Annotated in this window: 25 protein-coding genes; 19 read left to right on the forward strand and 6 right to left on the reverse strand. The window is 39.0% G+C overall.

Annotated features, from left to right (window positions below):
• Positions 1 to 315: 315 nt before the first annotated feature.
• From H0486_RS05565 to mnmA, 4 genes are read left to right on the forward strand one after another with little or no spacing between them, the layout of a single operon-like run.
• Positions 316 to 786, forward strand: a complete 471-nt coding sequence (locus tag H0486_RS05565) for an RrF2 family transcriptional regulator (protein ID WP_228352053.1) — start codon at positions 316 to 318, stop codon at positions 784 to 786.
• Between the two features lie 21 nt (positions 787 to 807).
• Entirely contained in the window at positions 808 to 1,986 is a 1,179-nt protein-coding gene (nifS, locus tag H0486_RS05570) for a cysteine desulfurase NifS (protein ID WP_228352054.1), read from the forward strand.
• A 43-nt stretch (positions 1,987 to 2,029) separates the two neighbouring features.
• Positions 2,030 to 2,467 carry a Fe-S cluster assembly scaffold protein NifU gene (nifU, locus tag H0486_RS05575; RefSeq protein ID WP_228352055.1) on the forward strand — a complete coding sequence of 146 codons (438 nt, stop codon included), beginning with the start codon at positions 2,030 to 2,032 and terminating at the stop codon, positions 2,465 to 2,467.
• Positions 2,468 to 2,517: 50 nt separating this feature from the next.
• A complete protein-coding gene (gene mnmA / locus H0486_RS05580; protein ID WP_228352056.1) occupies positions 2,518 to 3,654 on the forward strand; it encodes a tRNA 2-thiouridine(34) synthase MnmA in 1,137 nt (378 codons plus the stop codon).
• Between the two features lie 140 nt (positions 3,655 to 3,794).
• Here the strand turns inward: mnmA and H0486_RS05585 are convergent, their stop codons facing one another.
• Positions 3,795 to 4,607, reverse strand: a complete 813-nt coding sequence (locus H0486_RS05585; protein ID WP_228352057.1) for a histidinol-phosphatase HisJ family protein — start codon at positions 4,605 to 4,607, stop codon at positions 3,795 to 3,797.
• Positions 4,608 to 4,710: 103 nt separating this feature from the next.
• Positions 4,711 to 6,483 (reverse strand): Rqc2 family fibronectin-binding protein, encoded by a 1,773-nt coding sequence (locus tag H0486_RS05590; protein WP_228352058.1) that lies wholly within the window; start codon positions 6,481 to 6,483, stop codon positions 4,711 to 4,713.
• A gap of 339 nt (positions 6,484 to 6,822) precedes the next feature.
• Here H0486_RS05590 and gdhA point away from each other — a divergent pair, with 339 nt between their 5' ends.
• From gdhA to H0486_RS05635, 9 genes are all read left to right on the forward strand, one after another.
• The gene (gene gdhA / locus H0486_RS05595) at positions 6,823 to 8,157 is read left to right on the forward strand and encodes an NADP-specific glutamate dehydrogenase (protein ID WP_228352059.1); all 1,335 of its coding nucleotides are present in this window, start codon (positions 6,823 to 6,825) and stop codon (positions 8,155 to 8,157) included.
• Positions 8,158 to 8,386: 229 nt separating this feature from the next.
• A complete protein-coding gene (locus H0486_RS05600) occupies positions 8,387 to 9,772 on the forward strand; it encodes an urease accessory protein UreH domain-containing protein (RefSeq protein WP_228352060.1) in 1,386 nt (461 codons plus the stop codon).
• Positions 9,773 to 9,846: 74 nt separating this feature from the next.
• Entirely contained in the window at positions 9,847 to 10,365 is a 519-nt protein-coding gene (locus H0486_RS05605) for a DUF2318 domain-containing protein (RefSeq protein ID WP_228352061.1), read from the forward strand.
• 41 nt (positions 10,366 to 10,406) lie between these two features.
• Positions 10,407 to 11,108, forward strand: coding sequence for a response regulator transcription factor (locus tag H0486_RS05610; protein ID WP_228352062.1), 702 nt, complete (start codon positions 10,407 to 10,409; stop codon positions 11,106 to 11,108).
• 4 nt (positions 11,109 to 11,112) lie between these two features.
• Positions 11,113 to 12,501, forward strand: coding sequence for a sensor histidine kinase (locus H0486_RS05615; RefSeq protein WP_228352063.1), 1,389 nt, complete (start codon positions 11,113 to 11,115; stop codon positions 12,499 to 12,501).
• A 383-nt stretch (positions 12,502 to 12,884) separates the two neighbouring features.
• Complete coding sequence (locus tag H0486_RS05620) at positions 12,885 to 13,202, forward strand: PadR family transcriptional regulator (protein WP_228352064.1); 318 nt, start codon at positions 12,885 to 12,887, stop codon at positions 13,200 to 13,202.
• Complete coding sequence (locus tag H0486_RS05625; RefSeq protein WP_228352065.1) at positions 13,203 to 13,976, forward strand: DUF1700 domain-containing protein; 774 nt, start codon at positions 13,203 to 13,205, stop codon at positions 13,974 to 13,976.
• The gene (locus tag H0486_RS05630; protein WP_228352066.1) at positions 13,973 to 14,809 is read left to right on the forward strand and encodes a DUF4097 family beta strand repeat-containing protein; all 837 of its coding nucleotides are present in this window, start codon (positions 13,973 to 13,975) and stop codon (positions 14,807 to 14,809) included. The genes H0486_RS05625 and H0486_RS05630 overlap by 4 nt, the downstream gene beginning before the upstream one ends.
• Positions 14,810 to 14,821: 12 nt before the next feature.
• Positions 14,822 to 15,004: a PspC domain-containing protein gene (locus H0486_RS05635; protein ID WP_228352067.1), complete on the forward strand. Its 183-nt coding sequence runs from the start codon at positions 14,822 to 14,824 to the stop codon at positions 15,002 to 15,004.
• A gap of 141 nt (positions 15,005 to 15,145) precedes the next feature.
• Here H0486_RS05635 and H0486_RS05640 read toward each other — a convergent pair whose 3' ends face one another.
• Complete coding sequence (locus tag H0486_RS05640) at positions 15,146 to 15,508, reverse strand: response regulator (protein ID WP_228352068.1); 363 nt, start codon at positions 15,506 to 15,508, stop codon at positions 15,146 to 15,148.
• 12 nt (positions 15,509 to 15,520) lie between these two features.
• Positions 15,521 to 16,408 (reverse strand): chemotaxis protein CheX, encoded by an 888-nt coding sequence (locus H0486_RS05645; protein WP_228352069.1) that lies wholly within the window; start codon positions 16,406 to 16,408, stop codon positions 15,521 to 15,523.
• 501 nt (positions 16,409 to 16,909) lie between these two features.
• Between H0486_RS05645 and argS the strand changes: the two genes are divergently transcribed.
• The 4 genes from argS (at position 16,910) to pyrF (ending at position 22,470) form a co-directional block, all read left to right on the forward strand.
• Positions 16,910 to 18,679 (forward strand): arginine--tRNA ligase, encoded by a 1,770-nt coding sequence (gene argS, locus H0486_RS05650; RefSeq protein WP_228352070.1) that lies wholly within the window; start codon positions 16,910 to 16,912, stop codon positions 18,677 to 18,679.
• A gap of 87 nt (positions 18,680 to 18,766) precedes the next feature.
• Positions 18,767 to 20,092, forward strand: a complete 1,326-nt coding sequence (locus H0486_RS05655; protein WP_228352071.1) for an ATP-binding protein — start codon at positions 18,767 to 18,769, stop codon at positions 20,090 to 20,092.
• A 64-nt stretch (positions 20,093 to 20,156) separates the two neighbouring features.
• Complete coding sequence (locus H0486_RS05660; RefSeq protein ID WP_228352072.1) at positions 20,157 to 21,476, forward strand: dihydroorotase; 1,320 nt, start codon at positions 20,157 to 20,159, stop codon at positions 21,474 to 21,476.
• Positions 21,477 to 21,537: 61 nt separating this feature from the next.
• Complete coding sequence (pyrF, locus tag H0486_RS05665) at positions 21,538 to 22,470, forward strand: orotidine-5'-phosphate decarboxylase (protein ID WP_228352073.1); 933 nt, start codon at positions 21,538 to 21,540, stop codon at positions 22,468 to 22,470.
• A gap of 180 nt (positions 22,471 to 22,650) precedes the next feature.
• Here pyrF and H0486_RS05670 read toward each other — a convergent pair whose 3' ends face one another.
• Together H0486_RS05670 and H0486_RS05675 are read right to left on the reverse strand one after the other, a co-directional pair.
• Positions 22,651 to 23,175: a peptidylprolyl isomerase gene (locus tag H0486_RS05670; RefSeq protein WP_228352074.1), complete on the reverse strand. Its 525-nt coding sequence runs from the start codon at positions 23,173 to 23,175 to the stop codon at positions 22,651 to 22,653.
• Positions 23,176 to 23,502: 327 nt separating this feature from the next.
• Positions 23,503 to 24,861, reverse strand: a complete 1,359-nt coding sequence (locus H0486_RS05675; RefSeq protein WP_228352075.1) for a transposase family protein — start codon at positions 24,859 to 24,861, stop codon at positions 23,503 to 23,505.
• Positions 24,862 to 25,181: 320 nt separating this feature from the next.
• On the opposite strand from H0486_RS05675, the gene H0486_RS05680 reads away from it, so the two are divergent.
• Positions 25,182 to 25,949 carry a dihydroorotate dehydrogenase electron transfer subunit gene (locus H0486_RS05680; RefSeq protein ID WP_228352076.1) on the forward strand — a complete coding sequence of 256 codons (768 nt, stop codon included), beginning with the start codon at positions 25,182 to 25,184 and terminating at the stop codon, positions 25,947 to 25,949.
• Positions 25,946 to 26,848 carry a dihydroorotate dehydrogenase gene (locus H0486_RS05685; protein WP_228352077.1) on the forward strand — a complete coding sequence of 301 codons (903 nt, stop codon included), beginning with the start codon at positions 25,946 to 25,948 and terminating at the stop codon, positions 26,846 to 26,848. The genes H0486_RS05680 and H0486_RS05685 overlap by 4 nt, the downstream gene beginning before the upstream one ends.
• Positions 26,849 to 26,859: the final 11 nt, after the last annotated feature.

The following is a 26,859-nucleotide window of genomic DNA, read 5'->3' on the forward strand; positions in this document are numbered from 1 at the left end:
GAGATTCCTTAAAAGCTTTTTATTCATATATATTTGCAGAGCGAAGAACTTATGTTACAGAGAAATGGAATTATTCTTACAGTTATCTACAAATAGTCTAATAAATAGAAAGAGGTATAGGAATTTTTTATGTAAAAAAACAATTGACAGGAAAAACAGATAGTGATATATTTAAATCCAAGTGAATTAATAGGAATTAATTTAATAGGAATTGAATTAATAGGAATTAAATTTGTAAGAATTAAGATAATAAATGTAAAAATATTTTATAGTAAAGAGCCTTATGATTGGTAAAGAATTCGAGGTGAATGTGGTATGAAATTATCTACAAAGGGAAGATATGGATTACGAGCAGCAGTAGATCTGGCTGTGCATGCTGATGAAGACACTGTAGCGTTAAGTCAGATTGCTGAGCGCCAGGGAATATCGATGAACTACCTGGAGCAATTAATAGCGAAGCTGAAAAAGGATGGAATCGTGAAAAGCGTTCGGGGCGCTCAGGGTGGATATATGCTGGCATTACCGGCTGAAGATATTTCAGTAGGTGATATTCTCAGAGCATTAGAAGGGGATTTGAATCCGGTGGATTGCTCCGAGATTGTTGGAGATAACAGCTGTCGTAACTCTGATTCCTGTGTAACAAAATATGTATGGAAGCGTATTAGTGATAGTATAAATGATGCAGTAGATGGAATAAAACTTTCCGAACTGGTGGCTGAAAGTAAAAGAGTTCAGGCCGAAGCAAGCACCACCGACACTAAAGCAAAGCAAACATGTGGTTTATAACATAGATAAGGAGATGACAACATGGAGAATAAAATATACCTAGATAATGCAGCAACGACGAAAACCAGGCCGGAGGTTGTGGAAGCAATGCTTCCTTACTTTACTGAATTATATGGGAATCCATCCAGTGTATATGAATTTGCAAACCAAAATAAAAAGGCTGTTGATGAAGCAAGAAAAATCATTGCAAATGCACTTGGAGCTGATATTTCAGAAATTTACTTTACAGCCGGTGGTTCAGAATCGGATAATTGGGCACTAAAGGCAGCGGTAGATGCATATGCAGACAAGGGAAATCATATCATAACTTCAAAAATTGAGCATCATGCAATCCTTCATACATGTGAATACTTGGAAAAGCATGGCGTAGAAGTGACCTATGTTGATGTAGATGAGAACGGAATTATTAAACTGGATCAATTAGAGAAGGCGATACGCCCCACTACAATACTAATATCCGTTATGTTTGCTAATAATGAGATTGGTACCATTCAACCGATTAAGGAAATCGGAGAAATTGCCAAAAAGCACAAGATTCCATTTCATACAGACGCCGTACAAGCATTTGGACATTTGGATATCAATGTGAATGATTTAGGTATTGATATGCTGAGTGCAAGTGCGCATAAGCTGAACGGCCCTAAGGGAATTGGTTTCCTTTATATCAGAAAGGGAATTAAAATCCGTTCACTGATTCATGGTGGTGGACAGGAACGACAAAGAAGAGCAGGAACGGAAAATGTACCAGGTATCGTAGGATTTGGTAAAGCGGTAGAATTAGCTATGGCAACAATGAAAGAACGGACGGAAAAAGAAATCAAACTACGCAATTTACTGATGAAACGAGTATTAGAGGAGGTTCCATTCGTTCGGGTAAATGGAGATAAGGTCAAGAGACTTCCGAATAATGTGAACTTTAGTTTTCAATTTATAGAAGGAGAATCCTTGCTAATCATGCTGGATATGAACAGGATATGTGCTTCCAGTGGATCCGCATGTACTTCCGGTTCCTTAGATCCTTCCCATGTATTATTAGCCATCGGACTCCCTCATGAGATCGCCCATGGATCCTTACGATTAACTCTGAGCGAGGAGAATACGGAGGAAGAGATTAATTATACAGTGGATAAGATTAAGGAGATTGTAGATAAACTTCGTAAAATGTCTCCGCTTTATGAGGATTTTATTAAAAAGAGATAGAAACTTAAGGATAAACGGTTGTAAAAAGAATGGAGGATTTACAATGTATACACAGAAAGTAATGGATCATTTTACTAACCCAAGAAATGTTGGTGAAATAGAAAATGCCAGTGGCGTTGGTACAGTTGGAAACGCAAAATGTGGAGATATCATGCGTATCTATTTAGATATAGATGACAATGGTATTATCAATGATGTGAAATTTAAAACCTTTGGTTGTGGCGCAGCAGTTGCTACCAGCAGTATGGCTACAGAGCTTGTGAAAGGTAAAAGTGTTAATGAGGCATTAAAGGTTACCAATAAAGCAGTAATGGAAGCACTTGATGGCTTGCCTCCGGTAAAGGTTCACTGCTCCTTATTAGCAGAAGAAGCGATTCATGCAGCACTCTGGGATTATGCTGAGAAGAAGGGAATACAGATAGAAGGATTAGAGAAGCCAAAGTCAGATATTCATGAAGGAGAAGAACAGATTGAATATTAACTAGACATGTAAGAAAGACAGATAACGGGTAATCATGCCTGGAGGTTAATATGGAAAAAGTAGTAGTAGGGATGTCTGGTGGAGTGGATTCCTCTGTAGCAGCATACCTTTTAAAAGAACAGGGATATGATGTAATCGGAGTTACCATGCAGATATGGCAGGATGAGGATGTCTGCAAGATGGAAGAAAACGGAGGCTGTTGTGGACTTTCAGCGGTTGAGGATGCCAGACGGGTTGCTTCTGTACTGGATATTCCGTATTATGTTATGAATTTCAAGCAGGAATTTCGAAGAGATGTTATCGATTATTTTGTATCGGAATATCTTCAGGCTAGAACGCCAAATCCTTGTATTGCCTGTAACCGCTATGTGAAATGGGAAGCATTATTAAAGAGATCCCTAGATATTGGAGCTTCCTATATTGCGACGGGTCATTACGCGAGCATCGCAAAGCTGCCAAATGGCAGATATGCCATTAAAAAATCAGTAACACAGGCTAAGGATCAGACCTATGCTTTATATAATCTGACGCAGTATCAACTCGCCCATACCTTAATGCCGGTAGGTGAGTACTCAAAGGACGAAATCAGAGCTATCGCAAATGAGTTAAAGCTGCCTGTGGCGAACAAGCCTGATAGTCAAGAGATTTGTTTTGTATCAGATAATAATTATGCCGAATTTATCTCAAATTATCTTTTAGAAAATGAGAAAACAGCAGATAATAAGAATACAGATTCAAAATTCGGTGCGAACCCCTCGGTAACCGGCTTTGAACCAGGTAATTATATTAATACTGCAGGAGAGATCATTGGAAGACATCGGGGCTTGGTTCACTATACGGTGGGTCAAAGAAAGGGCCTGGGTCTTGCTATGGGACAACCCGTATTCGTACTAGAGCTTCGACCTGAGACCAATGAGGTTGTAATCGGAAATTCAAACGAGGTATTTTCCGATAGCCTCAAAGCGAATCGTTTGAATTTTATGGCAATAGAAGATTTGGATGGAGAAATGGAAGTAGAAGCAAAGATACGGTACAGCCATAAGGGCGCACCTTGTAAGATTAAGAAGACCGCAGAGGATGAGCTTCTGTGTACCTTTGATGAGCCGCAACGAGCAATCACTCCAGGACAGGCGGTAGTATTCTATCAGGGAGATTATGTTGTCGGAGGCGGAACCATCATTCGATAAGCGGTATAAGAAAATAAGATAACTGAATCGAGGTATCAATGATATCATCAGGTTTCATGAGAGATAGAACAGGGTTTGTAAGCTGCAAGTGATCCTTATTGGATCACTTGCAGCTTACAAACCCTGAATTATTATGGAATTTATGAAAGTTTTTCGAAAACCGGCTTCCCTTCTACGAAGTTGGCGTAATATTGAAATCCTAACTCTTTCAGATAAGACGGAATGACGTGAAAATCATAACACAGATGCTCGGGCTTATGAGCATCGGAGCCAATGGTTATCAGTTCGCCACCCAACTCTTTGTAACGCTTCAACACATCAGGTATCGGGTGTGCATAATCCAGACCATACTTTAGTCCTGCTGTGTTAATCTCAATTCCTTTTCCATAAGAAATAATTGTTTTTAAAACCTCATCCAGCAGTTCAGCATAATCGGAGTAGGAATAGGATGCGCTTTTGCTGGTTGTAGTCGGAACATATCGGATAATATAATCAAGATGACCGTATACATGGAAACCTTGATAAGCCTTACAATTCTCAATAATTGATTCAAAATATCTTCGTATCCCATCTTCATTAGAACGATTTTCCCAATACTCAGGGTAGTATGGGTCCCAATGATCTACCACATGGGAGGAACCAATGATAAAATCAAAGGAATATTGCCTGGTCAAATTGCTGAGACGTTCCGATAAATGAGGCTGTAAGCCTAATTCTATTCCGGCAAGTACTTCTATTTTATCTTTATAACGTTCCCTTAAGAGTTGAATCTGGTCGAAATAAACTTCAGGATCGAAGATAAATTCACTTGGATTAGGATAATCATAGTCCATGTGATCGGTAAAGCATAGCCTCTTAAGACCCAGCTGGAGTGCCTTCTCTATCATATGTTCCATTGGGGTATTCGAATCTGTTGAAAAAACAGAATGAACATGATAATCAGCCAATATCATAGCATTCCCTCTTTCTGTGCTGCATATTGTAATTGATCAGTCAGTGTGCGCAGCACTAGCACTTACTGAAGAGTGAATGGATTAGACTTACTCCACTCTTATATTATTGCACCTGGGTTATTCCTGTAATGTCCGTGGGAGAGAGTAAGGAGTAGTTGGTATAATACACAACAAAGCCAGGCTTTCCTCCGCTTGGTTTCTTAATATTCTTCTTCAGAGTATAATCAACTTCAACCTTCTCGGCATCTCTTGCACTGGAGTAATAAGCTGCGAGTCTGGCAGCCTCTTCGAAGGTTCGGTCAGGAAGCTCTGAACCGCCAGCCTTCACGATAACATGGGAGCCCGCCGTCTTCTTGGCATGGAACCACCAGTCACCGCCATCTGCAAACTGGAAGGTTAGTTCATCGTTCTGAAAATTGTTCTTACCAACATACATGTGGTAACCATCAGAAGAGATATAATGAAGCGGCTTGCTCTTTCCGTTTGACTTCTTAGTGGATGATTTCTTTTCTAATTGCCGATTACCACTGACAAATTTCCGTTTCACATATCCGAACTCCGTAAGCTCCCGCTTAAGTTCTGCTAAGTCATTTTCATCAGTGGCAATATCCAATGCATTTTTTATGGATTCCAAATGAGTAAGCTCATCCTGGGTTTCCTGTATCTGAGTACTTAATGCATCGAAGGTACGTTTTAGCTTATTATACTTTTCAAAGTATTGCTTTGCGTTTTCCATGGCGGACATGGTTGGATCAAGTGGAATATTGATCTCCTTGTTATCATAATAGTTGAGTGCAGTGAGAACCTTAGCGCCCGGTTCACATTCATAACCGTAGGCTGTAATCAGTTCTCCGTATACCTTGTATTTATCCTTCTTTTCCGTATCCTTTAATTGCTTCCGTTGTAAATCGTATTTTTTAGCGGCACGGTCTATGGCATTGGACACTACCTTTCTTAAATCAGCCGACTTTTGCCGGATTCTTGCAACAGAGTTCTTAGCAGCATAATATGCCTCAAGAAGTGATGAGATGGAAGAGAAGGTTTGCACCTCATGACTTTTATAACAAGTCAGCGTCACACTTGAGAATTCCACAGGGGTACCATTTAGTGAAACAATATTCGGGTAGAACATGCCGTCTTTAATGTCTTCAATCAGGCGTTCCAATGTTTTGTATAGGTGTAGTCCTGCCACTTCGCTGAGAGCTTCCGTGGGTTCCTCTGCGTCAAGGGAAGCACGGCAACAGAGCTCATTGGCGATGAGGGGACTAATTCCGGTTAATGTATTATAGAGTGCTTTACCAATCGGAAGGGGCTTTTTAAGAACCGTAGATTGGAAAACCTCATAAGTAATCGTAAGTGGGTCATACTTTTCAGTAGTAGCCGGAATAAAGTAATCTCTTCCGGGCAATACCTCACGAACAGAACTCACGAATTGATTAATACGCTTAATACTGTCCAGTATTACCAGGTTCTCATCACAGAATATAATATTACTGTGCTTTCCCATTAACTCAACAATGAGATATTTCACTTGCAGATCACCCAGCTCGTCCAGGTGTTCCAGCTTGAAATTTACGATGCGTTCCAGACCCGGTTGTGAGATTTCAAGAATCTTAGCACCATTAAGATGCTTCCGAAGTAGCATGCAAAAGTTCGGTGCGGCCATCGGACTTGGCTTTGATTGTTCGGTTAAATAAATAAGCGGGAGACCAGCTCCGGCTGAAAGCAGTAATTTATATTGCTCCCGGGACTGCCCCTTTATTGTCAGGAGCAATTCGTCTTTCTCAGGCTGGGCAATCTTACTGATTCTTCCTCCGAGCAGGGTGTCCTGCAATTCCTTTACTAAATTTGCTATTACAACTCCATCTAAGGCCATATAGTTCTCCTTACCTCTCTATATCAATAGGTTAAATTTTGATAATAAGCAGATGATATTTCTTATTCTACATATTTTGCCTGCTTGTTTATTCAAGCATTATATCACAAAACGCTGGAATTGGATATATTTTTCATCATGGAAAGAATTCCATAGTATCAAATTCGGCCTAGCTGGATATCTTATAGAATATATGTAAAAAAATACTTGCAATTATGACATATTTCTGATATTATTAAAAAATCAAATACAAGGGCGCATTTGACTTTTTTATTGCGCTCTTTTTTATTGTTTAAATTGGTAAAAATTGTTTTGTTTTATAATAAAGGAGATAAAAAAATGGGATATGTTGATGAAGTAATTGAATTGGTTGTTAAGAAAAACCCGGCTGAGCCGGAGTTCCATCAAGCTGTTAAGGAAGTACTGGAATCCTTACGTGCAGTTGTTGATGCAAATGAAGAAAAATTCAGAAAGGAAGGACTTCTTGAAAGACTTGTTGAACCGGATAGACAGATTAAGTTCAGAGTACCGTGGGTAGATGATAATGGTAATGTACAAGTGAATACCGGTTATCGTGTACAGTTCAACAATGCGATTGGACCTTATAAGGGCGGATTACGCTTACATCCTTCCGTAAACCTTGGAATTATTAAGTTCTTGGGCTTCGAGCAGATATTTAAAAACTCCTTAACAGGTCTTCCAATTGGTGGTGGTAAGGGAGGTTCTGACTTCGATCCTAAGGGCAAATCAGACAGAGAAGTATTAGCTTTCTGCACCAGCTTTATCACCGAATTATATAAATACATTGGTGCTGATGTTGACGTGCCTGCTGGTGATATCGGTACCGGAGCTAGAGAAATTGGTTATATGTATGGTCAATATAAGAAGATCACTGGCTCCTATGAAGGTGTATTAACCGGTAAGGGATTAACCTTTGGTGGTTCCTTGGCTAGAACAGAAGCAACTGGTTATGGTTTATTATACTTAACAGAAGAAATGTTAAAATGCAATGGTAAGGATATCAAAGGTAAGATTGTTACAGTATCTGGATCAGGTAATGTTGCAATTTATGCAATACAGAAGGCTCATCAGCTTGGTGCGAAATGCGTAACCTGTAGCGATTCTAACGGTTGGGTTTATGATCCGGATGGTATTGATGTAGAAGCTCTTAAAGAAATCAAGGAAGTTAAGCGTGAAAGATTAACAGAATACAAGAAATACAGACCGAATTCCGAATATCATGAAGGAAGAGGCGTATGGACAGTAAAATGTGACGTAGCACTTCCTTGCGCTACACAGAACGAATTACTTCTTGAGGATGCAAAGGTATTGGTGGCAAACGGCTGTATCGCTGTTGCCGAAGGTGCTAACATGCCTACTACTTTAGATGCAACAGAGTACTTACAGAAGAACGGAGTAATGTTTGCACCGGGTAAAGCTGCAAACGCTGGTGGTGTTGCTACCTCTGCTCTGGAAATGACACAGAACAGTGAACGTTTAAGCTGGACCTTTGAGGAAGTAGACTCAAAGTTAAAGCAAATCATGGTTAATATCTTCCACAACCTGGACGATGCTGCAAAAAGATACAATGCAGAAGGCAACTATGTTGTAGGTGCGAATATTGCAGGATTTGAGAAGGTTGCAAATGCTATGTTGGCTCAGGGCATCTGGTAGAATAGAAAGTAAGAAATGAAATAAATAATGCTTATAAAAGCTGCTGAAATCAGTTATTAGTTTACTGATTTTTGCAGCTTTTTTGTTGGTGTCTCATTCTTTATAAGATCACCATTCCCTCTACATAATATCTTCACATCCTATTGTTATGATACCCATAGTTAAACCGTACCGGCATCGGAGAGCATTCTCTGATGTGTGTAGATCTTCAGAAAGGAATGGCTTTTTCATGACATCGAGTATAATAACAAAGACATTGACGGTTGAAAATATGACTTGTGCTCATTGTGAAAATGTTATTGAGCATGAGTTGTCCGCCTTAGAGGGTGTGAAGAGTGTAATAGCCAGCTATTCCAAAGGAGTAGTGGTTATAACCTACGATAAGAATAGAACAGATCTCAGAAAAATTAAAGAAGTGTTAGCATTACACGATTATATGATACAGGAGAAGGTACCACAGAAGGCTGAAAATGGTTATGATATTACAAATACGATAGGAATATTGTTAATTATACTGGCTGTTTATATTGTAATAAAGCGTTTTGGATTATGGAATATAATAAATCTTTTCCCCGTAGCCAGGGAGGGAATGGGCTATGGAATGCTATTTCTAATTGGATTATTAACGTCAGTTCACTGTGTGGCAATGTGTGGAGGTATTTGTCTGTCACAATGCGTCACAAGTAATAAGGAAGGAAATGAACGAGATAATCGGTTTTCTTCGTTGAAGCCGAGTTTCCTATATAATATTGGAAGAATTATATCCTATACAGTGATTGGCGGTATCGTTGGAGCACTTGGATCGGTAATCAGCTTTTCTGGAGCAATGAAGGGGATTGTGCAAATAATTGCAGGTGCCTTTATGTTGATCATGGGACTCAACATGCTGAATGCAGTTCCCTGGCTTCGTAAATTCAGTCCGAGAATGCCTAAAGCTGTTGCTAAATTGATATATGCGAAAAGGGGTGTCAGTAGTCCGTTCATCATTGGTGTATTGAATGGTTTAATGCCCTGTGGTCCGTTACAGGCAATGCAGATATATGCTTTGTCAACGGGAAGCCCAGTCAGGGGAGCCTTGTCCATGTTCCTGTTTAGTGTTGGAACGGTTCCACTGATGTTTACATTTGGAGTATTAAGTTCCGTACTGAATAAAAAGTATACTGGAAAAATGATGACAGCAAGTGCTGTTCTTGTACTAGTACTTGGAGTGTTCATGTTCAACAGTGGGATCGCCTTATCCGGTTTTACCTTTCCGACCATACCAATTTCCACCGAGCAGGAAGCATCGAGTAATATTGCCAGAATTGATGGGAATGTTCAGATTGTAACAACCGGACTGGCCTCCGGACGATATGAACCAATTACCGTTCAAAAGGGTATTCCAGTTAAATGGATTATTCAGGCAGAAGCAAGGGATGTCAATGGCTGTAATAACGCAATTATTGTACCAAAATATAATCTTCAGGTTGGACTAAAAGAGGGGGATAATCTGATTGAATTTACTCCGGAGGAATCCGGTATTGTTCCTTTTAGTTGTTGGATGGGAATGATTCGGAGCAAGATTACCATAGTAGATGATCTGAATGAAGTAAACGAAAGAAATCAAAACAAGTAATAAGCTCTATATTTATCAGTCACATTTTGACATATAACTTATAATCATGTACGATAGTAGAAGGAGAATGAAGGATGAGTAAAAGGAATAACAGATATACCATTAATGCTAAGAAAATCACATTTATTGCACTAGCAGTTACAGCAGTTATTATTGCAGCATTTATGATAAAACCGGATGAGACAAAGAGTTCCTCCAGCAGTCAGTCGAAGGGGATTACGGAAGTAAAAGATAATGATATTATAATATCAGTTAAGGATGTAACAGAAACAGCCACATTTTATCCGGCAGAAATAAACGGAACAAAGCTGGAGGTTATTGCTGTGAAGGCATCGGACGGTTCAATACGTACGGCTTTTAATACCTGTCAGGTGTGCTTTAACTCAGGAAGAGGATATTATAAGCAGGAGGGCGAATCCCTGATATGCCAGAATTGTGGCAACCGATTTCGTATGGATGATATAGAAGTAACCAGAGGGGGCTGTAACCCTGTTCCGATTACTGATGAATATAAGAGTGTAAATGAGGATACAATCACTATTTCAAAGGATTTTCTTATGGAGGCATCTGTTATATTTGAACGGTGGAAATAAGCTTGGAGAAGTGCGAATTCAGAATCCTGGTGGGAGGTAATATGATTACTCAGAAGAAAAAGATACTGGTAGTAGAAGATGAAGAGAAGATAAGAGATGTAATAAAATCCTTTCTGGAAAGCAAGGATTTTATTGTGATTCCGGCGAAGGATGGAAGAATGGCACTTGAACTGTTTGAACAGGAACCTATTGTATTGGTGATATTAGATCTTATGCTACCTGAAATCTCGGGGGAAGAAGTATGTAAATTACTGCGTAAAAAATCCAGAGTTCCGATTATTATGTTAACAGCCAAATCAGATGAAGGGGATATACTCAATGGCTTAGGAATTGGAGCGGATGATTATATTACGAAGCCTTTCCGTCTGAATGCACTATATGCGAGAATAGAAGCGGTTCTACGCAGATCTGCAGATGATATAGAGCCATTGTTAAGGAATGGCTCCTTCCAAGACGGAGATTTAATAATAGATTTTGAAAGACGCAGTGTTATGAAGCAATCACAGGAAGTGAAGCTGACACCCAATGAGTTCCGTATTTTATCTACGTTAATGGGGTATCCCAATAAGGTATTTACCAGAGAGGAATTGATTGAAGCAGCATTTGGAATTGACTTTGATGGGTACGATAGAACAATCGATACCCATATTAAGAACCTGAGGCAAAAGATTGAAACAGATCCCAGAGAACCGGTATATGTTAAAACAATTCATGGAGTAGGCTACAAATTTGGAGGTGAGTAATCATATGCGAAGCATAAAGGCAAAATTGTCTTCCTCCCTCCTGTTTATTGTTTTATTTACCATAGCAATCATCAGCTTTCTTTCGAATGTATTTATTAATCAGCAATTTACAGCCTATCTTGGAAGGCAGCAGGAATTGAAGGCGCAGGTAATCACATCCAGCATCAGTCAACAATATACCTTAGATACCAACCAGTGGAACACGGATTATGTCCATGCAATCGGGATGTTCTCGCTTTATGAGGGCTATATTATTAAGGTATATAACAAAGAGGGTGAGATACTATGGGATGCTCAAGCTCATGATATGAGACTCTGTCATCAGATCATGGATGAGATATCTACCCGAATGAGAATAGAGTATCCTCAGCTGGATGGTGAATTTTATGCAACGGAGTATCCCCTGATCAATAGTGGACAGAGGATAGGTACCGTGAGTATTAGTTATTTTGGACCGTTTTATCTAAATGATAATGACTTCCGTTTCCTACGCTCCCTGAATATTGTTTTACTCGGTGTGGGAGGCTTTTCACTGGTGGCATCACTACTGGTCGCACATTTTCTGGCCAAAAGAATCTCCAGACCAATTCTTAAAACAGTGGAAGCTACAAAACTAATTGCAGACGGTAATTATACCATTCGATTAGAAGAAGATAGTAGAACGAAAGAGCTGAAATTATTAGTGGAATCGGTGAACCATCTGGCATCTTCCTTGGAGACATTAGAAAAGCTACGGAAGCAGCTTACAGAGGATGTGGCACATGAATTACGAACCCCGATAACCATATTGCAGTCCTATATTGAAGCAATGATGGAGGGAGTGTGGGAAGCAACGCCTGAACGTCTTCAAAGCTGTTTTGATGAAGCATTGCATATTGGAAAGCTGGTAGGCAATTTGGAACATTTGGCGAAGATAGAAAGCGAGAATTTAAAATTAGAGAAAGAAGAAGTGGATTTGTACTCGGTGATTGATAAAGTGGTGAATACATTTGATAAAGGAACAGAAGAGAAACAGGTCACAGTTGATATCAGAGGACCCCATACTGCAGCTTATGCTGACCGAGATCGTATTCAGCAGGTAGTTGTAAATCTATTTATGAATGCGGTTAAGTATGCCGGTAAGAAGTGCCATGTTCAGATTGAACTCTTTGAAACCACGGAGATCACTGGATTTTATATGGAAGATAATGGAATAGGAATCCCTTCTGAAGAATTGCCCTATATCTTTGAACGATTTTATCGTGCTGACAAATCCCGCAACCGATTAACCGGAGGATCAGGAATCGGTCTAACAATCGTTAAATCAATAGTTGAGGCACATGGAGGTCGGGTATCCGTAGAAAGTAAATTGGGAGAGGGCAGCAGATTTACAGTGATTTTACCGAAGCAATAGCTAATCAATTGAAGCAGAATCTTAATAAATCAATCCGAAAGAACCTGATGGAAAAAGGAATCGACTATCAACAGCCCAGTGCATATTGGAATATGTAGAAATGGATATCAGATAGAAAGTGAAATTGCTAAAAGTGCATGTCGTAAATTGATATGCACTTTTTTCTTTTTCATTGCGATGATTTTCTTAATACATTATTTTATGAAAATATATAATTAAGATTTGCGTTATGTATTAGTGCAAATATACGATACAGGATATCAAAAAAATTAATAAAAAAATATTGACATATAATATTATATGATATATAGTATTATCATCAAAACAATATCATAGCATAATATATATTATATAATAAAGGTATTCAGAAAGGAGTGCATTATATGGTATTTAATACCGGTTCAGCATTGCTTGATGCAATTGTACTAGCTGTAGTTTCAAAGGAACCGGAAGGAACCTATGGATATAAGATCACCCAGGATGTCCGTCAGGCTATCGAGATTTCAGAATCAACCTTATATCCGGTGCTTAGAAGACTCCAAAAGGAAGATTGCTTGGAAGTATATGATTTAGAGTTTGGAGGCAGAAACCGCAGATATTATAAGATTACGGATAAAGGTAAGGTACAACTTAGGCTTTATTGTGAAGAGTGGGAAAGTTATTATAAGAAAATAAATTATATTTTTGAAGGAGTGAAATAGATGACAAAGCCAGAATTCATGCAAGAACTCGAAAGCTTATTGATGGATATCCCTTTGGAAGAAAGAGAAGAGGCTTTGAATTATTATAATGGTTATTTCGAGGATGCAGGGGAAGAGCATGAAGAAGAGATTATGAAAGAACTAGGTTCTCCAAAGCGAGTAGCTGCATTGATCAAAGCTGATCTGAATTCGGATAATAGTGATCGTGATAATCGGGGGTATTTTACGGAGAAAGGCTATCAGGACACCGTATATAAGGATGATAAATTTGAGATTATCGGAGCTGCTCAAAAGGCATCCGAGCAGAAACAGACTTCGGAGGGGAATTCCGGTAATCGTGAAGCAAGCTCCGGCTTTACACAGAATGAACAAAAGCAAACGAATGGTGAGGCAAACCGCAATGATCAGAAGATCCGAAATACCAATATAGGACTCGTCATTATCCTATGTATTCTTGCGTCACCGATCATCTTACCGGTTTTAGGTACCATGTTTGGTTTGATAGCGGCATTATTCGGTATCGTATTTGGCTTTGGTATAGCAGGAGTTGTCATGATGGTGATTGGAGTAGGACTTTTTATTGCCGGACTGGTGCAGATGAGTATTCCTATACTTGGATTCCTGCTTTGTGGATTTGGATTAGTCGTACTTGGTTTGGGTATGCTATTCACCATAGCTTGCACAGCTCTTTGCAAAACCGTGATACCGGCTATGTTCAAAGGAATTGTAGAGATTTGTAGATTACCCTTTAGGAATAGGAGTGTGGCGGCATGAAAGCATTTGCAAAGGTTTGGTTAAGTATAGCATTAATTGCGCTTATATTCGGTATCGGTATCATTATTATTGCTATCACTACAGGCAATTTTGATGACATACCAACATTTTCGATTAATGAAAGTTATGATAACATATCCAGTATTGATTTGGACATAGAATTTGGAGAGATTAATATAATGGAAGGGGACACATTTTCCATTAAAGCAAGCAATTTGCCATATGATGATTTTGAATCCTATGTAAGCGACGGGACATGGTTCATCAAGGACAATGCAGAAAATAAATTACGTCTTTTTAATGGTAGATTTTCCTTACGTGGCTTGGTACATTGGGATGATTTTACCCCCGATATTACGATTACTGTTCCAAGGAATTATACGGTAGAGGAGTGTAAACTGAGTGTAGGCGCAGGAATGCTAACGGTTGGTGCTATTAACGCAAAGCGCGGAGAGCTCCAGGTTGATGCGGGTGAATTAATTGTGGACGAACTCGTAATATCAGAAAAAACAAGATTTAATATTGGTACCGGCCATATGAATATTAAACATTTAGATGCGAAGGATGTTTCCATTGACTGTGGTGTTGGTAGTGTAGAGATCAATGGTGCAATTTACGGTGATAATTATATCAACTGTAATGTGGGAAATGTTAAACTGGAATTGGATGGAGAGGAAGAGGATTATTCCTATGATATCGATGCCGGAATAGGTAGTATCCGCATTGATGGAGATCAGTATCACAGTATAGGAAAAAGAATTTCAAATAACAATGCAGATAATAATATTGAATTAGAATGTGGAATTGGTAATATAGAAATATCATTTCATTAAAGGAGGAGTTTTATGGAACCAAAAAAACTGTATCGTTCTAACACTAATCGTATGCTTTGCGGAGTATGCGCAGGAGTTGCAGAGTATATCAATATTGATCCTACTGTAGTTCGTTTATTATGGGTGATCTTTGGCTTCACAGGGTTTGGTGTTCTCGCATATTTTATCGCTGCCATTATTATCCCTGATCGGTAAAATGCAATATCCTTATATGGGTGGAAAGATTGGAGTATCAGAAAGAGGTTATCGATGTAAGCATACGCTATCATCGATAACCTCAATTCATGTCGACAAAAAGTTCGTAAAGTATTTTCTACCGTTTTTGATGTTATATTCTTAGCTTTCTATTACTTTATTGATTATTTGAATAATCTGAGTGGCTTCAAAAGGCTTTGCAAGAAACTCAGCCGCACCATACTTCACAGCATCAACCATTTTAGTTTTCTGACCAGCAGCAGTAACCATAATCACTTTTGCGCTTTTATCAAATTCCACGATTTGTCTTAAAGCCTCGAGACCATCCAATACTGGCATTGTAATATCCATTGTTGTGATATCCGGCTTCAATTCCTTATATTTGGCAACACCATCTTCTCCATTAATGGCTTCGCCAATAATTTCATGACCGTTCTCTTCTAAAATACCTCTCAATATTTTCCTTGATGTTTTTGAATCATCTACTAATAGAATTCTTGCCATTCTAGTTCCCTCCTAATTAATACTTACCGGGCTGTTTACTGCTACGAGTAAGTCCGTTTGTTCACCATTTATAATAACCGGAACAACATGAATTTCTCCCTTTGAAGAAATCTTTTTCTTATTGGAAAATAGAGGAGGAGTCATATCAATATGTATGTCCTCGTGACTTAACTTAGAAGCATATAAACCATTGGTACAGTTAATAAATTCACATACGGCATCAAATGCATCTTCATCCAAATCGGTAAATTCCTCTTTCGCAAATGGACTGGCAATATTTAATAATTCTTTTTCTTTGCTGGCAAAACCAACAAAAATCTGTTGATCACCAACCATGTTCTGATAGGATAGAGAACCAAAAGAATATTCATTCACAGTATATGCCTTTTTAAGAACAATATTATTATTAATAAACCGAACAATATTACGAATAGTCAAACTGATGCATTCACCACTGAAGGGAATGTTAACATCAACAAAAACGGGAATAATACGATCAATATCACCAGATTTTAAGGCATCAATATCACATGCTGAGAAGTTGTTATCTTTTCTATACTCTTCCAGATAGCTCTCGATTTCCTGTATGGTGAGTATATTATTTTCGGTAAGTACTTGAACGAATTGCAGGTACGGATTGCCTTGCATATTCAGGAGATGTGTAACCTCCTCTGCGAGAAGATAGCCTTTTTCAATGGCAATATCACCGAAGCGTCTGTCCATCTTTCTTTGGATATCGTTAATCTCCTCTGCTTGTTTGGTTGTTAACAATTTCTCTGCCACAGCGATTAAGCCTAACTTTACTCTTGTTTTTTGCTGTTGCATCATAACATCTTCAAATTGTGCTTGAGAAATTTTATTCTTTTCTACTAAGTAATTTCCAAAATAAAGCCCGAACATGTTATTTCTCCTTTCGTAATTCAAGATTATCTCCGAGCATTCATAATAACGAGAAAATCCGACTCTTGTACCCCCGATACATTATGTACACAAAATTCTCATAATTGAATGTTTATATATAAATTAATATACTACATAATTCAAAAAAATAACAGCCTTTATTTTAAAATATTACATTTTTTTGTTATATTTCACATACGGGATTCCAACATATGGGAGTCCTTTGGTAAAGTTTATATATAATATACGAAAGCAGTCTATGAGATGTAATTGTTTTTGTTCTCAATCTGCGATATATAGGATCTGGGTTGTCACAAGTGGTGAAAAAGGAAATTTTTATGTTAGATGATGACAATGAAGATGATCTATGATAAAGTAATGTTTGAGTTAAGATGAATTTGGATAGGATACTGCTATGGACGAAAGTCTGAAACAATCAGTAATTCAAAGGAGTCTTATTTGTTATATTAAGCCGTAGCAGGCGGCGGATTGGAGCAAGATATGAAAACAATAATCGAGTTAATTTCTGAAGAAGTGAAGCAATCTTTTGCTAAGTTCGGGTATGATGAGAAATATGGTATGGTAACACTGTCAAATCGCCCTGATTTATGTCAATATCAATGTAATGGCGCACTTGCAGCAGCGAAACAATACAAAACTGCGCCAATTAATATAGCACAGCCAGTAGTGGAAAGCTTAAAATCGAATTCGATATTTAAAGAGGTAACAGTAATCATGCCGGGATTTATTAATATTACCCTAAGTGATGAATTTCTAGCCAATTACTTAAACGAGATGAAGAAGTCAGAGAAATTCGGCTGTGAGAATGAGAATAACCCCCGAACCATTATTATTGATTATGGTGGTCCAAATATTGCAAAGCCTCTTCATGTAGGTCATATGCGTTCCGCTGTAATCGGAGAAAGTCTTAAGCGTATCTTAAGATTTTTTGGAAATAAAGTCATTGGTGACGCTCATTTAGGAGACTGGGGAACCCAGATGGGATTGGTTATTGCTGAACTGAAAAGGAGAAAACCGGAGCTTGTATACTTTAATGAGGATTATACAGGAGATTATCCTAAGGAAGCTCCGTTTACAATATCAGAATTAGAAGAGATATATCCTGCTGCCAGTGAATATTCAAAAAGTAATCCGGAATTTCGAGAAGAGGCAAAGCAGATCACATATTTACTTCAGAACGGACATCGCGGATATACCGCCATCTGGAACCATATGCTGGAGGTTTCGGTTACTGACCTGATGAAAATATATGAGACCTTGAATGTATCCTTTGATCTGTGGAAGAAGGAAAGTGATGCACAGCCTTATATACCGGAGATGATCCAGTATTTCAAGGATAACAATTATGCAAGAATCAGTGAAGGAGCATTGGTCGTAGATGTAAAGGAAGACACTGATACGAAGGAAATCCCTCCTTGTATGATATTAAAATCCGATGGAGCAACCTTATATAATACAACCGATTTGGCCACTATTGTGGAACGAATGAAGCTTTTCTCACCGGATCAGATTATATATATTACCGATAAACGTCAGGAGTTGTACTTTGAGACGGTATTCCGTTGTGCGAAAAAGACCAAGCTGGTTAAGGAGGACACAAAGCTTAACTTTATTGGCTTCGGTACAATGAATGGTAAGGATGGAAAGCCTTTCAAGACAAGAGAAGGCGGTGTTATGCGCCTTGAGAATCTGATCAAGAATGTCAATGATGAGGTATACCGTAAGATTATGGAAAACCGGAGCATGACGGAGGAAGAAGCAGTACAGGTTGCAAAAAAGGTAGGACTTGCAGCATTAAAGTATGGAGATCTATCCAATCAGGTATCTAAGGATTATATCTTTGATGTGGACCGCTTTACTGCCTTTGAAGGAGATACAGGACCTTATATCCTGTATACGATTGTAAGAATCAAGTCCATACTTGCCAAATATGCGGAACTGAAGAAGGGACTTCCATCCCAGAGCATAATCCTGGCAGCAGGATCTGAATCGGAACGTGCACTGATGCTGGAGCTTACTAAATTTAATGAGATGATAGCTACTGCATATACCGAGATGGCGCCGCATCGAATTTGTTCCTATATTTATGATCTGGCCAATGCATTTAACAGCTTCTACCATGATAATAAAATCATATCGGAAGAAGACGAAGAGAAACAGGCATCTTGGATCACACTGATTACCTTAGTGCAGGAGCAGTTACTAACCTGTATCGATTTACTTGGCTTTGATGCACCGGAAAGAATGTAACGGTAATCATTTCGTCATTGAGTATAGAGAATGGGATCTATTAGGACATAAGATAAGGGTAGTATAATATAGGAAAGAAGGAACAGCATGTACCGATTAATATCAAAGTTAGTCATTTATAAAGAGCTTGGGAAGCCCTGCCTGTTATTTGATCTGGCAGATATCATTAAGGAGTATGACAGCATAGCGAGCAATGTTGAGGAAGATATATTTAATAAAGAGGCCATAACCTCACGAATATTCTCCTTTATTAATCATCTGCTGGTGTTGGCTACGGATTATGGCTTCAATCATAATCTTTGGCATAATTATCTGGCATACCTGTTGGCTAATGCAGAGAATCCCTTTAGCCTGACCTGTGAGAAAGTCGGTGCAACAGACGGTTCGGTGAACCAGTTTGCTAAAAATGATTTCAAGATATTTAAAGCATTGTTTGACTATGATTTTAAACCTTTAGAGGAAGCCTTGGGTATCAATTGCTTTTCGGTTATCAGCAATTATCAGGCAATTGAGAAAAGTAGCAGCCGTTATAATCGAAATGTAAGCGAGAAGGTTCAGATGCTTAGTAAGCAGATTGAGCAGGCGAAGGACGAAGAGGAAGTCTTTCAGTGTGTTACAAATTTCTATCGCGAATACGGTGTAGGAATGTTCGGCTTAAATAAAGCATTTCGAATCAATCGTGAGAACGATCAGCTAATGATTTTTCCAATCACCAACACACAGGAGGTTATGCTTTCTGATCTGGTAGGCTATGAAATTCAGAAGAAGAAGCTTATTGATAATACGAAAGCGTTCGTAGAGGGTAAAAAAGCAAATAATGTACTATTATTCGGTGACAGTGGAACGGGAAAATCCACTTCTGTAAAAGCCATACTGAACGAGTATTATCGTGACGGCTTGCGGATGATAGAGATTTACAAGCATCAGTTTGTTGATTTATCCGCTGTGATTGCTCGCATTAAAAATCGTAATTACAAATTTATTATATATATGGATGATTTGTCTTTTGAAGAATTCGAAATTGAATACAAATATCTAAAAGCGGTTATTGAGGGCGGACTGGAAACAAAGCCGGATAATGTATTAATATATGCGACCTCGAATCGCAGGCATCTTATCCGTGAGACCTGGAACGATCGCTCTGATATGGAAAAGACAGATGAAATCCATCGATCCGATACCGTTCAGGAAAAGCTGTCCTTAGTAGCCAGATTTGGTATTACCATTAATTATTCTGCACCGGCACAGAAAGAATTCCTGACAATCGTTAAGGAATTGGCGAGACGGCATGACTTAATTACCTTAACGGATGATGAGCTATGTGCGGAGGCGAATAAATGGGAGCTGTCCCATGGAGGCAGATCAGGAAGAACCGCTCAACAATTTATTAATTATCTGCTGGGACAGGTTTAACGAGTTAGAAATAGCTCTGGTGACATCCGAATAAAAGGAAAGAATGAAACTAAGGAGTAATGATATGTTGACATTAATCAAGAATGGATATGTAATTGATCCTGCATCCGATCGGGAAGGGTGTTACGACCTTCTTCTGGAGGGTGAAATCATTCGAGCTGTAAAGAAGGAGATTGACAGCGATGAAATTCAACAGGAAGCGGACAAGAAGGGAGTCAGGTTTACCCTGATTGATGCTAAAGACAAGTATGTTATGCCTGGCTTCATCGATCTACATGTCCATCTTCGGGAACCCGGATATGAGTATAAGGAGACGATTGCGACTGGATCGAAAGCCGCTGCGGCTGGAGGATATACTACAATCTGCCCTATGCCCAATACGAAACCGGTTATTGATAGTTCAGATATGGTTAAACTCCTATTGAAAAAGGCTCAGGAAGAGGCAGTGGTTCATATCCTTCCGGTGGGCTCTGTAACATTGGGACAGGACGGAAAAGAACTGGTAAATGTGAAAAAACTAAAAGAGGCAGGCTGTGTCGCACTCAGTGAGGATGGTAAGTCTGTTATGGACACTGCATTATATGCAGAAGCAATGAGGCAGGCAGCGAATAATCATCTTCTGATTTTTGCACACTGTGAAGATAAAAGCCTGGTAGGCAAGGGTGTCATCAACCAAGGAAAAAAATCGGAGGAATTTCAACTTCCGGGGATATGCAATGCGGTAGAAGATATCATTACAGCGAGAGATATATTACTTGCGAAGGAAACAGGTGCAACACTTCACTTATGTCATTGTTCAACTAAGGATAGCGTCGCCATGTTAGCTCTTGCGAAAAAAGATGGCCTTAAGGTGACCGGGGAAGTATGTCCGCATCACTTTACCTTATCGGACGAGGACATTCTATCAGCGGATACAAACTATAAAATGAATCCGCCCATAAGGTCACGTGACGATGTTGAGGCTTTAAAGGAAGCCTTAAGAAATAATATACTTGATGTCATTTCAACGGATCATGCACCACATTCGGAAGAGGAAAAATCAAAATCCTTTGCAGAAGCCCCATTTGGTATTGTGGGATCTGAAACAGCATTTGCATTAACTTATACAGAATTGGTAAAGCAGGGATATTTAACGATAAAGCAAATGGTAGAGAAGATGAGTAGCAACCCTGCTAAAATCCTTGGTATTGACAAAGGCTGTATCGGTGAGGGCTATGTAGCAGATTTGGTAATTGCGGATCCGAATGCAGAATATACCATTGACAAGAAGCAGTTCTTCTCTAAGGGAAAGAATACCCCATTTCATGGACGGAAAGTCACGGGTCGGATTGAATATACCTTTGTAGCGGGAAGAATGGTGTATCGTTCTGAGAATGTGAGTTAAGCGAAATATACTGAAAAGAATGATCAAAGCAGAACAATAGGAAGAAAGGGATGGACGGAAAATGATTAACAAATTAATCCAGAAAATTGAACAGACAGATGCACCAATTGTTGTCGGACTTGATCCAATGCTTGATTATGTGCCTCAGCACATTCTGAAAAAGGCGTTCGACGAAAAGGGAGAGAATCTGGAAGGAGCGGCAGAAGCAATATGGCAATTCAACAAAGGAATTGTGGATGCTACTTATGATTTAATCCCGGCTGTAAAGCCTCAGATTGCAATGTATGAGCAATTTGGTATAGAGGGGATGAAGACGTTCAAGAAAACAGTGGATTACTGTAAAGAAAAAGGCCTGGTAGTAATCGGCGATATTAAACGTGGGGATATTGGTTCCACTTCAGCTGCATATGCTACCGGACATCTTGGTAAGGTAACCATTGGAGAAAACACCTTCCGGGGCTTCGATGAGGATTTTGTCACATTAAACCCTTATATGGGTGGGGATAGTGTACTTCCATTCCTAGAGGTATGTAAGGAAGAGAAGAAGGGAGTATTCATTCTTGTAAAGACCTCCAATCCATCCAGCGGAGATTTTCAGGATCAATTGGTTGGCGATACACCGCTCTATGAACTAGTTGGAAAGAAAGTGGCTGAATGGGGCGAGATGCATATGGGTGGTACATACAGCTACGTGGGAGCTGTAGTGGGTGCTACTTATCCGAAGATGGGAAAGATATTGCGTGAGTTAATGCCCAAGGCTTATATACTTGTTCCGGGATACGGCGCACAGGGAGGAAAAGCAGAGGACTTAGTCCCTTATTTTAATAAGGATGGACTTGGCGCAATTGTGAATTCCTCCAGAGGCATTATCGCAGCCTATAAGCTGAAGGCTTATGAGAAATTTGGATCCCAAGCCTATGCGGATGCCTCAAGACAGGCAGTCATTGATATGAGAGAGGACTTAAAGCAGGCCTGGGTAGCAGCTAAAGCATAGATTATTACAGATGTAGAGAGCTTTGACAGAACATCTGATAGCTTATATCTTAACTAGTATTTGGTATAGTATATTTAACAAAGAAGGGCTACAGTAATTGAATCAACAAGGACTATGGTAAGCATAATCCCTGTGATACAGTTTGCTGTAGCCCCTTATTTATGAGTTTAACTGGTGCTTTTATAGAGTCTCTGGCTCGTTATACTCAACACCGAAAGTATCCACGGTCACCTTTTTCATAATTTGTGGTTCTAGTGGAGCATCGGAGTAATCCGTCTTTACTTCGGCTATCTTATTAACAACTTCCATACCCTCAATCACTTTACCGAAAGCGGCATAGGAACCGTCCAGGTGAGGGGAGTCCTTATGCATAATAAAAAACTGGGATCCTGCAGAATCAGGACGTTGAGATCTCGCCATGGAGATAACACCGGCAGTGTGTTTTAGGTTGTTCTCGAAGTGGTTATATGAAAATTCTCCTTTGATGGAATAGCCGGGGCCACCCATTCCGGTTCCCTCCGGATCTCCTCCCTGAATCATAAATCCACGAATGATACGATGAAATTTCAAACCATCATAAAAATTCTTCTTCACAAGGGAGATAAAATTGTTCACAGTGTTCGGAGCAATCTCCGGATACAATTCAATCTTAAACACATCTCCCTGTTCCATTTCGATAGTAACGATTGGATTCGTATTAGCCATAATGTCTTGTTTCCTTCCTATTTTATTATTATATTTATATACTCGATGAGCATGAGTTTTTCGCTTTTGAAGGTAAATATATCATAATCTGTCGGATTGTGTCAAGAAAGAAGGTGAGTAAACAGCTCTGAAAGGTAAACTTCTTTAAGTATGTCTAAATTCACCTAAAACAGTAATTGTGGATATCTATCCTCTGTTTTATGAACTCTCAGGTAAGTTATCCACATCGTATACTTAGACTTATTTTCTAATCTCATATATCTGTGGATTTATTTTCTTTTAAATTTACTCTTTTCAGATATCACTTCCTTTGGTATACTGTTCCTATCAAGAAATGCTTAGTGATGTGCGTTTCTCTGTATAGGATATATCTTCTCTTGTTAGTTGCCGACCAAAGCTTGCTAGCAAATCGGAAGATATATTTTTTATTGTTCTTTTTATTTCTCTTAATCCTTTTATTCCATTTTCATAAAGCTGTAACAGTACATCTGCTATCTGTGTCAGCAAATAATGGTTCTTCATAGCATTATAATTAAGGCTGTTTGCATGCTCTATATCATAACGATGGTTTTTCTGGATGTTAAATCCCTCATTTTCAATCTTCCAGCGTTTCCTTCCGGTCTGTGCAAACTCCCAGGCTGTCTTTCCTCTGATTGGCAACCCGGTGATCCATTGAAAGCTTCCTTCCGGTTCACCATCTTTCTCTATCTTTAGTTCCATTACTGTGAGATTATGACCCTCATAGTAAAGCTCTGATACCCATTTCATCTCATGCTTAACACTCTCGCGAGCTTTCCTTTTATGTGTTTTCTCTTCTTTTATAATCTTTTCTTCATTTTCACCCATTCCAACGATGGTTTGATACTCTTTTGCAAGAGAAGGGATGCTTCCATCTTTAAATCGGAGAAGATATCCCCATCTATTATCTTTACAGATTTGAAATACCGGTTCACAAGCATACAGACTGTCACCAAGTATGCAAATCGGTAATCTTGGGTAGTCTTTCTTCAGCCTTTTTGCCAGTCTTTTAAAGGCTTTTCTTTCACAATCCTGTTTTTCAACATCTTCATTTTCATTTTCAATAAACTCTGTAGCAATGCTGATAATCAGGTTGTCTCCTAATACAATCTTAGCTTCTAATACATTATGATAATAGTAGGTTTTTTCATCTTTGGTTCCTTTATTAATAGTTTTTCTTAAACAGTGTTCATCTATTTTTTCATTAAAACAGAACAACTGTGTTGCATCGACTATTACCATCCAATATTCACCCAGAAATCTTGCGTGCTCAAAACTCCTCTTTCTAAGTAACTTTTTAATTATGTGCTTTCTGAATTTCTGTAGTTCTTCTGGATCAAGCTTCTCCAGACATTCATTGATAGTCACATAATGAGGAAGATATTCTTTTTCCTCTTTTCCAAGGATCAGACAAAGATTATGCGCACATTCCTCGGTATTAAACTTATCAGTCATATCCTGCATAGAAGATATGGTACATACATTTTTCATGATAACGGTATATAAAATCTCTTCAATGTCATAATCGGTATAAGATGTATGTCTTGGATCCCTTACCGCACTTAACTCTTTGATTAAATCTGGCAGAAAATGCTTCTGAACTTTTAAAAATTCAACGATATCTTTCTGAAATGCTTTTTTAATTTCTCTTCTAGAAGCTCTAGACATGATAAAAATTCTCCTTTGTGAAAAAGTTTTTACTATTTTATCATATCTAGCAGCCAAAAGCCTTAAATTTCTTAATATAATTAGTGCGAAAAATATTTACCTTTCAGAGCTGGTGAGTAAAGAGGTAATACCTCCTGTCTTCTACTTATAGTATAAACTGATAAAAGAAAAATTATGATTTTCTTGTAATTATTGGCTATGTTTTATATAATGTAAGACGATAACAAAAAGCAAAACTCATTTCATAAGAATATACTGAGAAACTTGTCATTTCAGTATTGAATAATGAATGGTTTATAAGAATATTAAGGAGAATAGATATGTCAGTTGCATTAAAGAAGGAAGCTGTAGTATGTGAGAATTTACGGATTGCTACGGATATATACAGTATGTGGATTAAGGAGCCGGAGATGGCTTCTACGGCTAAGCCGGGTCAGTTCATATCGATGTATTGCTCCGATGGCAGCAGGCTTCTTCCAAGACCGATCAGTATCTGTGAGATTAACAAAAAGCAGGGAGCACTTCGTCTGGTTTACCGAATAGCGGGGAAAGGAACGGAGGAGTTTTCTATGCTCCAGGCATCCGACCGGATTACGGTAATGGGACCCTTAGGAAACGGATTTACGCTGGAGGGGAAAAAAGCATTACTGATAGGTGGTGGAATTGGAATACCTCCCATGCTGGAGCTGGCTAAGCAATTATCCTGTGAGAAGCAAATCGTTCTTGGATATCGTGATGTAACTTTTTTGGATAAGGAATTTGAAACCTATGGATCGGTATATATTTCCACCGAGGACGGAAGCAAAGGTACAAAAGGAAATGTACTGGATGCTATTCGGACAAATGGTTTGCATGCAGATATCATTTATGCTTGTGGTCCCACACCGATGTTAAAAGGGATTAAGGGATATGCAGCAGAGCAGGGAATTAAGGCACAGTTATCCTTAGAGGAGCGAATGGCTTGTGGTATAGGTGCATGTCTCGGTTGTGTATGTAAATCGAAGGAAGTGGATCATCACAGTAATGTTAATAATAAGCGCATCTGCAAGGATGGCCCGGTATTTTATGCGGAAGAGGTGGAGCTATGAATACAAGCGTAACGATCGCAGGAATAGAATTTAAGAATCCGGTAACAACAGCATCCGGTACCTTTGGCTCTGGAATGGAATATAGCGAGTATGTTGACTTGTCAAAGCTAGGAGCAGTTACGACAAAGGGAGTATCAAGTGTGCCCTGGCCCGGTAATCCGACCCCCAGAGTGGCAGAGACTTATGGTGGAATGCTGAATGCCATAGGACTTCAAAACCCGGGAGTGGATGTGTTTATAAAAAGGGATATTCCCTTCTTAAGAAAATACGATACGAAAATTATCGTAAATGTTGTGGGTAAAACAACGGAGGAATATTGCGAAGTAGTAGAACGCCTGTCTGATTGCGATGTAGACCTCCTTGAAATCAATATTTCCTGTCCAAACGTGAAGGAAGGCGGAATAGCATTTGGACAAGATCCCAAATGTGTAGAGGCAATTACCCATGAGTTAAAAAAGAGGGCAAAGCAGCCGATTATCATGAAGCTAAGTCCTAATGTAACCGATATAACAGAAACTGCGAAGGCGGCACAGGCAGGTGGTGCGGATGCATTATCCTTAATTAATACCCTAACAGGTATGAAGATTGATATTCATCGCCGATCCTTTTTACTGGCGAACAGGACCGGTGGATTATCAGGACCGGCAGTAAAACCCATTGCAGTACGTATGGTATATCAGGTAGCGAATGCAGTGAAGCTTCCTATTATCGGAATGGGAGGAATCGCAAATGCAGAGGATGCACTGGAATTTATCATGGCGGGAGCATCAATGATAGCAGTAGGTACAGCGAATTTTGTGAATCCGACAGCCACAACTCAGATCGTTGAGGGAATTGAGGCATACATGAAGAAGTATCAGGTGGAAGATATTAATGAATTAATCGGATGTGTCAAGTAACATTAACTGGA

This window comes from Variimorphobacter saccharofermentans, assembly GCF_014174405.1.
Lineage (GTDB): Bacteria > Bacillota > Clostridia > Lachnospirales > Lachnospiraceae > Mobilitalea > Mobilitalea saccharofermentans.

Excerpts from the sequence above, each read along its gene's own strand:
- H0486_RS05565 (WP_228352053.1), top strand. The coding sequence starts at position 316 with ATGAAATTATCTACAAAGGGAAGATATGGATTACGAGCAGCAGTAGAT.
- nifS (WP_228352054.1), top strand. The coding sequence starts at position 808 with ATGGAGAATAAAATATACCTAGATAATGCAGCAACGACGAAAACCAGG.
- nifU (WP_228352055.1), top strand. The coding sequence starts at position 2,030 with ATGTATACACAGAAAGTAATGGATCATTTTACTAACCCAAGAAATGTT.
- mnmA (WP_228352056.1), top strand. The coding sequence starts at position 2,518 with ATGGAAAAAGTAGTAGTAGGGATGTCTGGTGGAGTGGATTCCTCTGTA.
- H0486_RS05585 (WP_228352057.1), bottom strand. The coding sequence starts at position 4,607 with ATGATATTGGCTGATTATCATGTTCATTCTGTTTTTTCAACAGATTCG.
- H0486_RS05590 (WP_228352058.1), bottom strand. The coding sequence starts at position 6,483 with ATGGCCTTAGATGGAGTTGTAATAGCAAATTTAGTAAAGGAATTGCAG.
- gdhA (WP_228352059.1), top strand. The coding sequence starts at position 6,823 with ATGGGATATGTTGATGAAGTAATTGAATTGGTTGTTAAGAAAAACCCG.
- H0486_RS05600 (WP_228352060.1), top strand. The coding sequence starts at position 8,387 with ATGACATCGAGTATAATAACAAAGACATTGACGGTTGAAAATATGACT.
- H0486_RS05605 (WP_228352061.1), top strand. The coding sequence starts at position 9,847 with ATGAGTAAAAGGAATAACAGATATACCATTAATGCTAAGAAAATCACA.
- H0486_RS05610 (WP_228352062.1), top strand. The coding sequence starts at position 10,407 with ATGATTACTCAGAAGAAAAAGATACTGGTAGTAGAAGATGAAGAGAAG.
- H0486_RS05615 (WP_228352063.1), top strand. The coding sequence starts at position 11,113 with ATGCGAAGCATAAAGGCAAAATTGTCTTCCTCCCTCCTGTTTATTGTT.
- H0486_RS05620 (WP_228352064.1), top strand. The coding sequence starts at position 12,885 with ATGGTATTTAATACCGGTTCAGCATTGCTTGATGCAATTGTACTAGCT.
- H0486_RS05625 (WP_228352065.1), top strand. The coding sequence starts at position 13,203 with ATGACAAAGCCAGAATTCATGCAAGAACTCGAAAGCTTATTGATGGAT.
- H0486_RS05630 (WP_228352066.1), top strand. The coding sequence starts at position 13,973 with ATGAAAGCATTTGCAAAGGTTTGGTTAAGTATAGCATTAATTGCGCTT.
- H0486_RS05635 (WP_228352067.1), top strand. The coding sequence starts at position 14,822 with ATGGAACCAAAAAAACTGTATCGTTCTAACACTAATCGTATGCTTTGC.
- H0486_RS05640 (WP_228352068.1), bottom strand. The coding sequence starts at position 15,508 with ATGGCAAGAATTCTATTAGTAGATGATTCAAAAACATCAAGGAAAATA.
- H0486_RS05645 (WP_228352069.1), bottom strand. The coding sequence starts at position 16,408 with ATGTTCGGGCTTTATTTTGGAAATTACTTAGTAGAAAAGAATAAAATT.
- argS (WP_228352070.1), top strand. The coding sequence starts at position 16,910 with ATGAAAACAATAATCGAGTTAATTTCTGAAGAAGTGAAGCAATCTTTT.
- H0486_RS05655 (WP_228352071.1), top strand. The coding sequence starts at position 18,767 with ATGTACCGATTAATATCAAAGTTAGTCATTTATAAAGAGCTTGGGAAG.
- H0486_RS05660 (WP_228352072.1), top strand. The coding sequence starts at position 20,157 with ATGTTGACATTAATCAAGAATGGATATGTAATTGATCCTGCATCCGAT.
- pyrF (WP_228352073.1), top strand. The coding sequence starts at position 21,538 with ATGATTAACAAATTAATCCAGAAAATTGAACAGACAGATGCACCAATT.
- H0486_RS05670 (WP_228352074.1), bottom strand. The coding sequence starts at position 23,175 with ATGGCTAATACGAATCCAATCGTTACTATCGAAATGGAACAGGGAGAT.
- H0486_RS05675 (WP_228352075.1), bottom strand. The coding sequence starts at position 24,861 with ATGTCTAGAGCTTCTAGAAGAGAAATTAAAAAAGCATTTCAGAAAGAT.
- H0486_RS05680 (WP_228352076.1), top strand. The coding sequence starts at position 25,182 with ATGTCAGTTGCATTAAAGAAGGAAGCTGTAGTATGTGAGAATTTACGG.
- H0486_RS05685 (WP_228352077.1), top strand. The coding sequence starts at position 25,946 with ATGAATACAAGCGTAACGATCGCAGGAATAGAATTTAAGAATCCGGTA.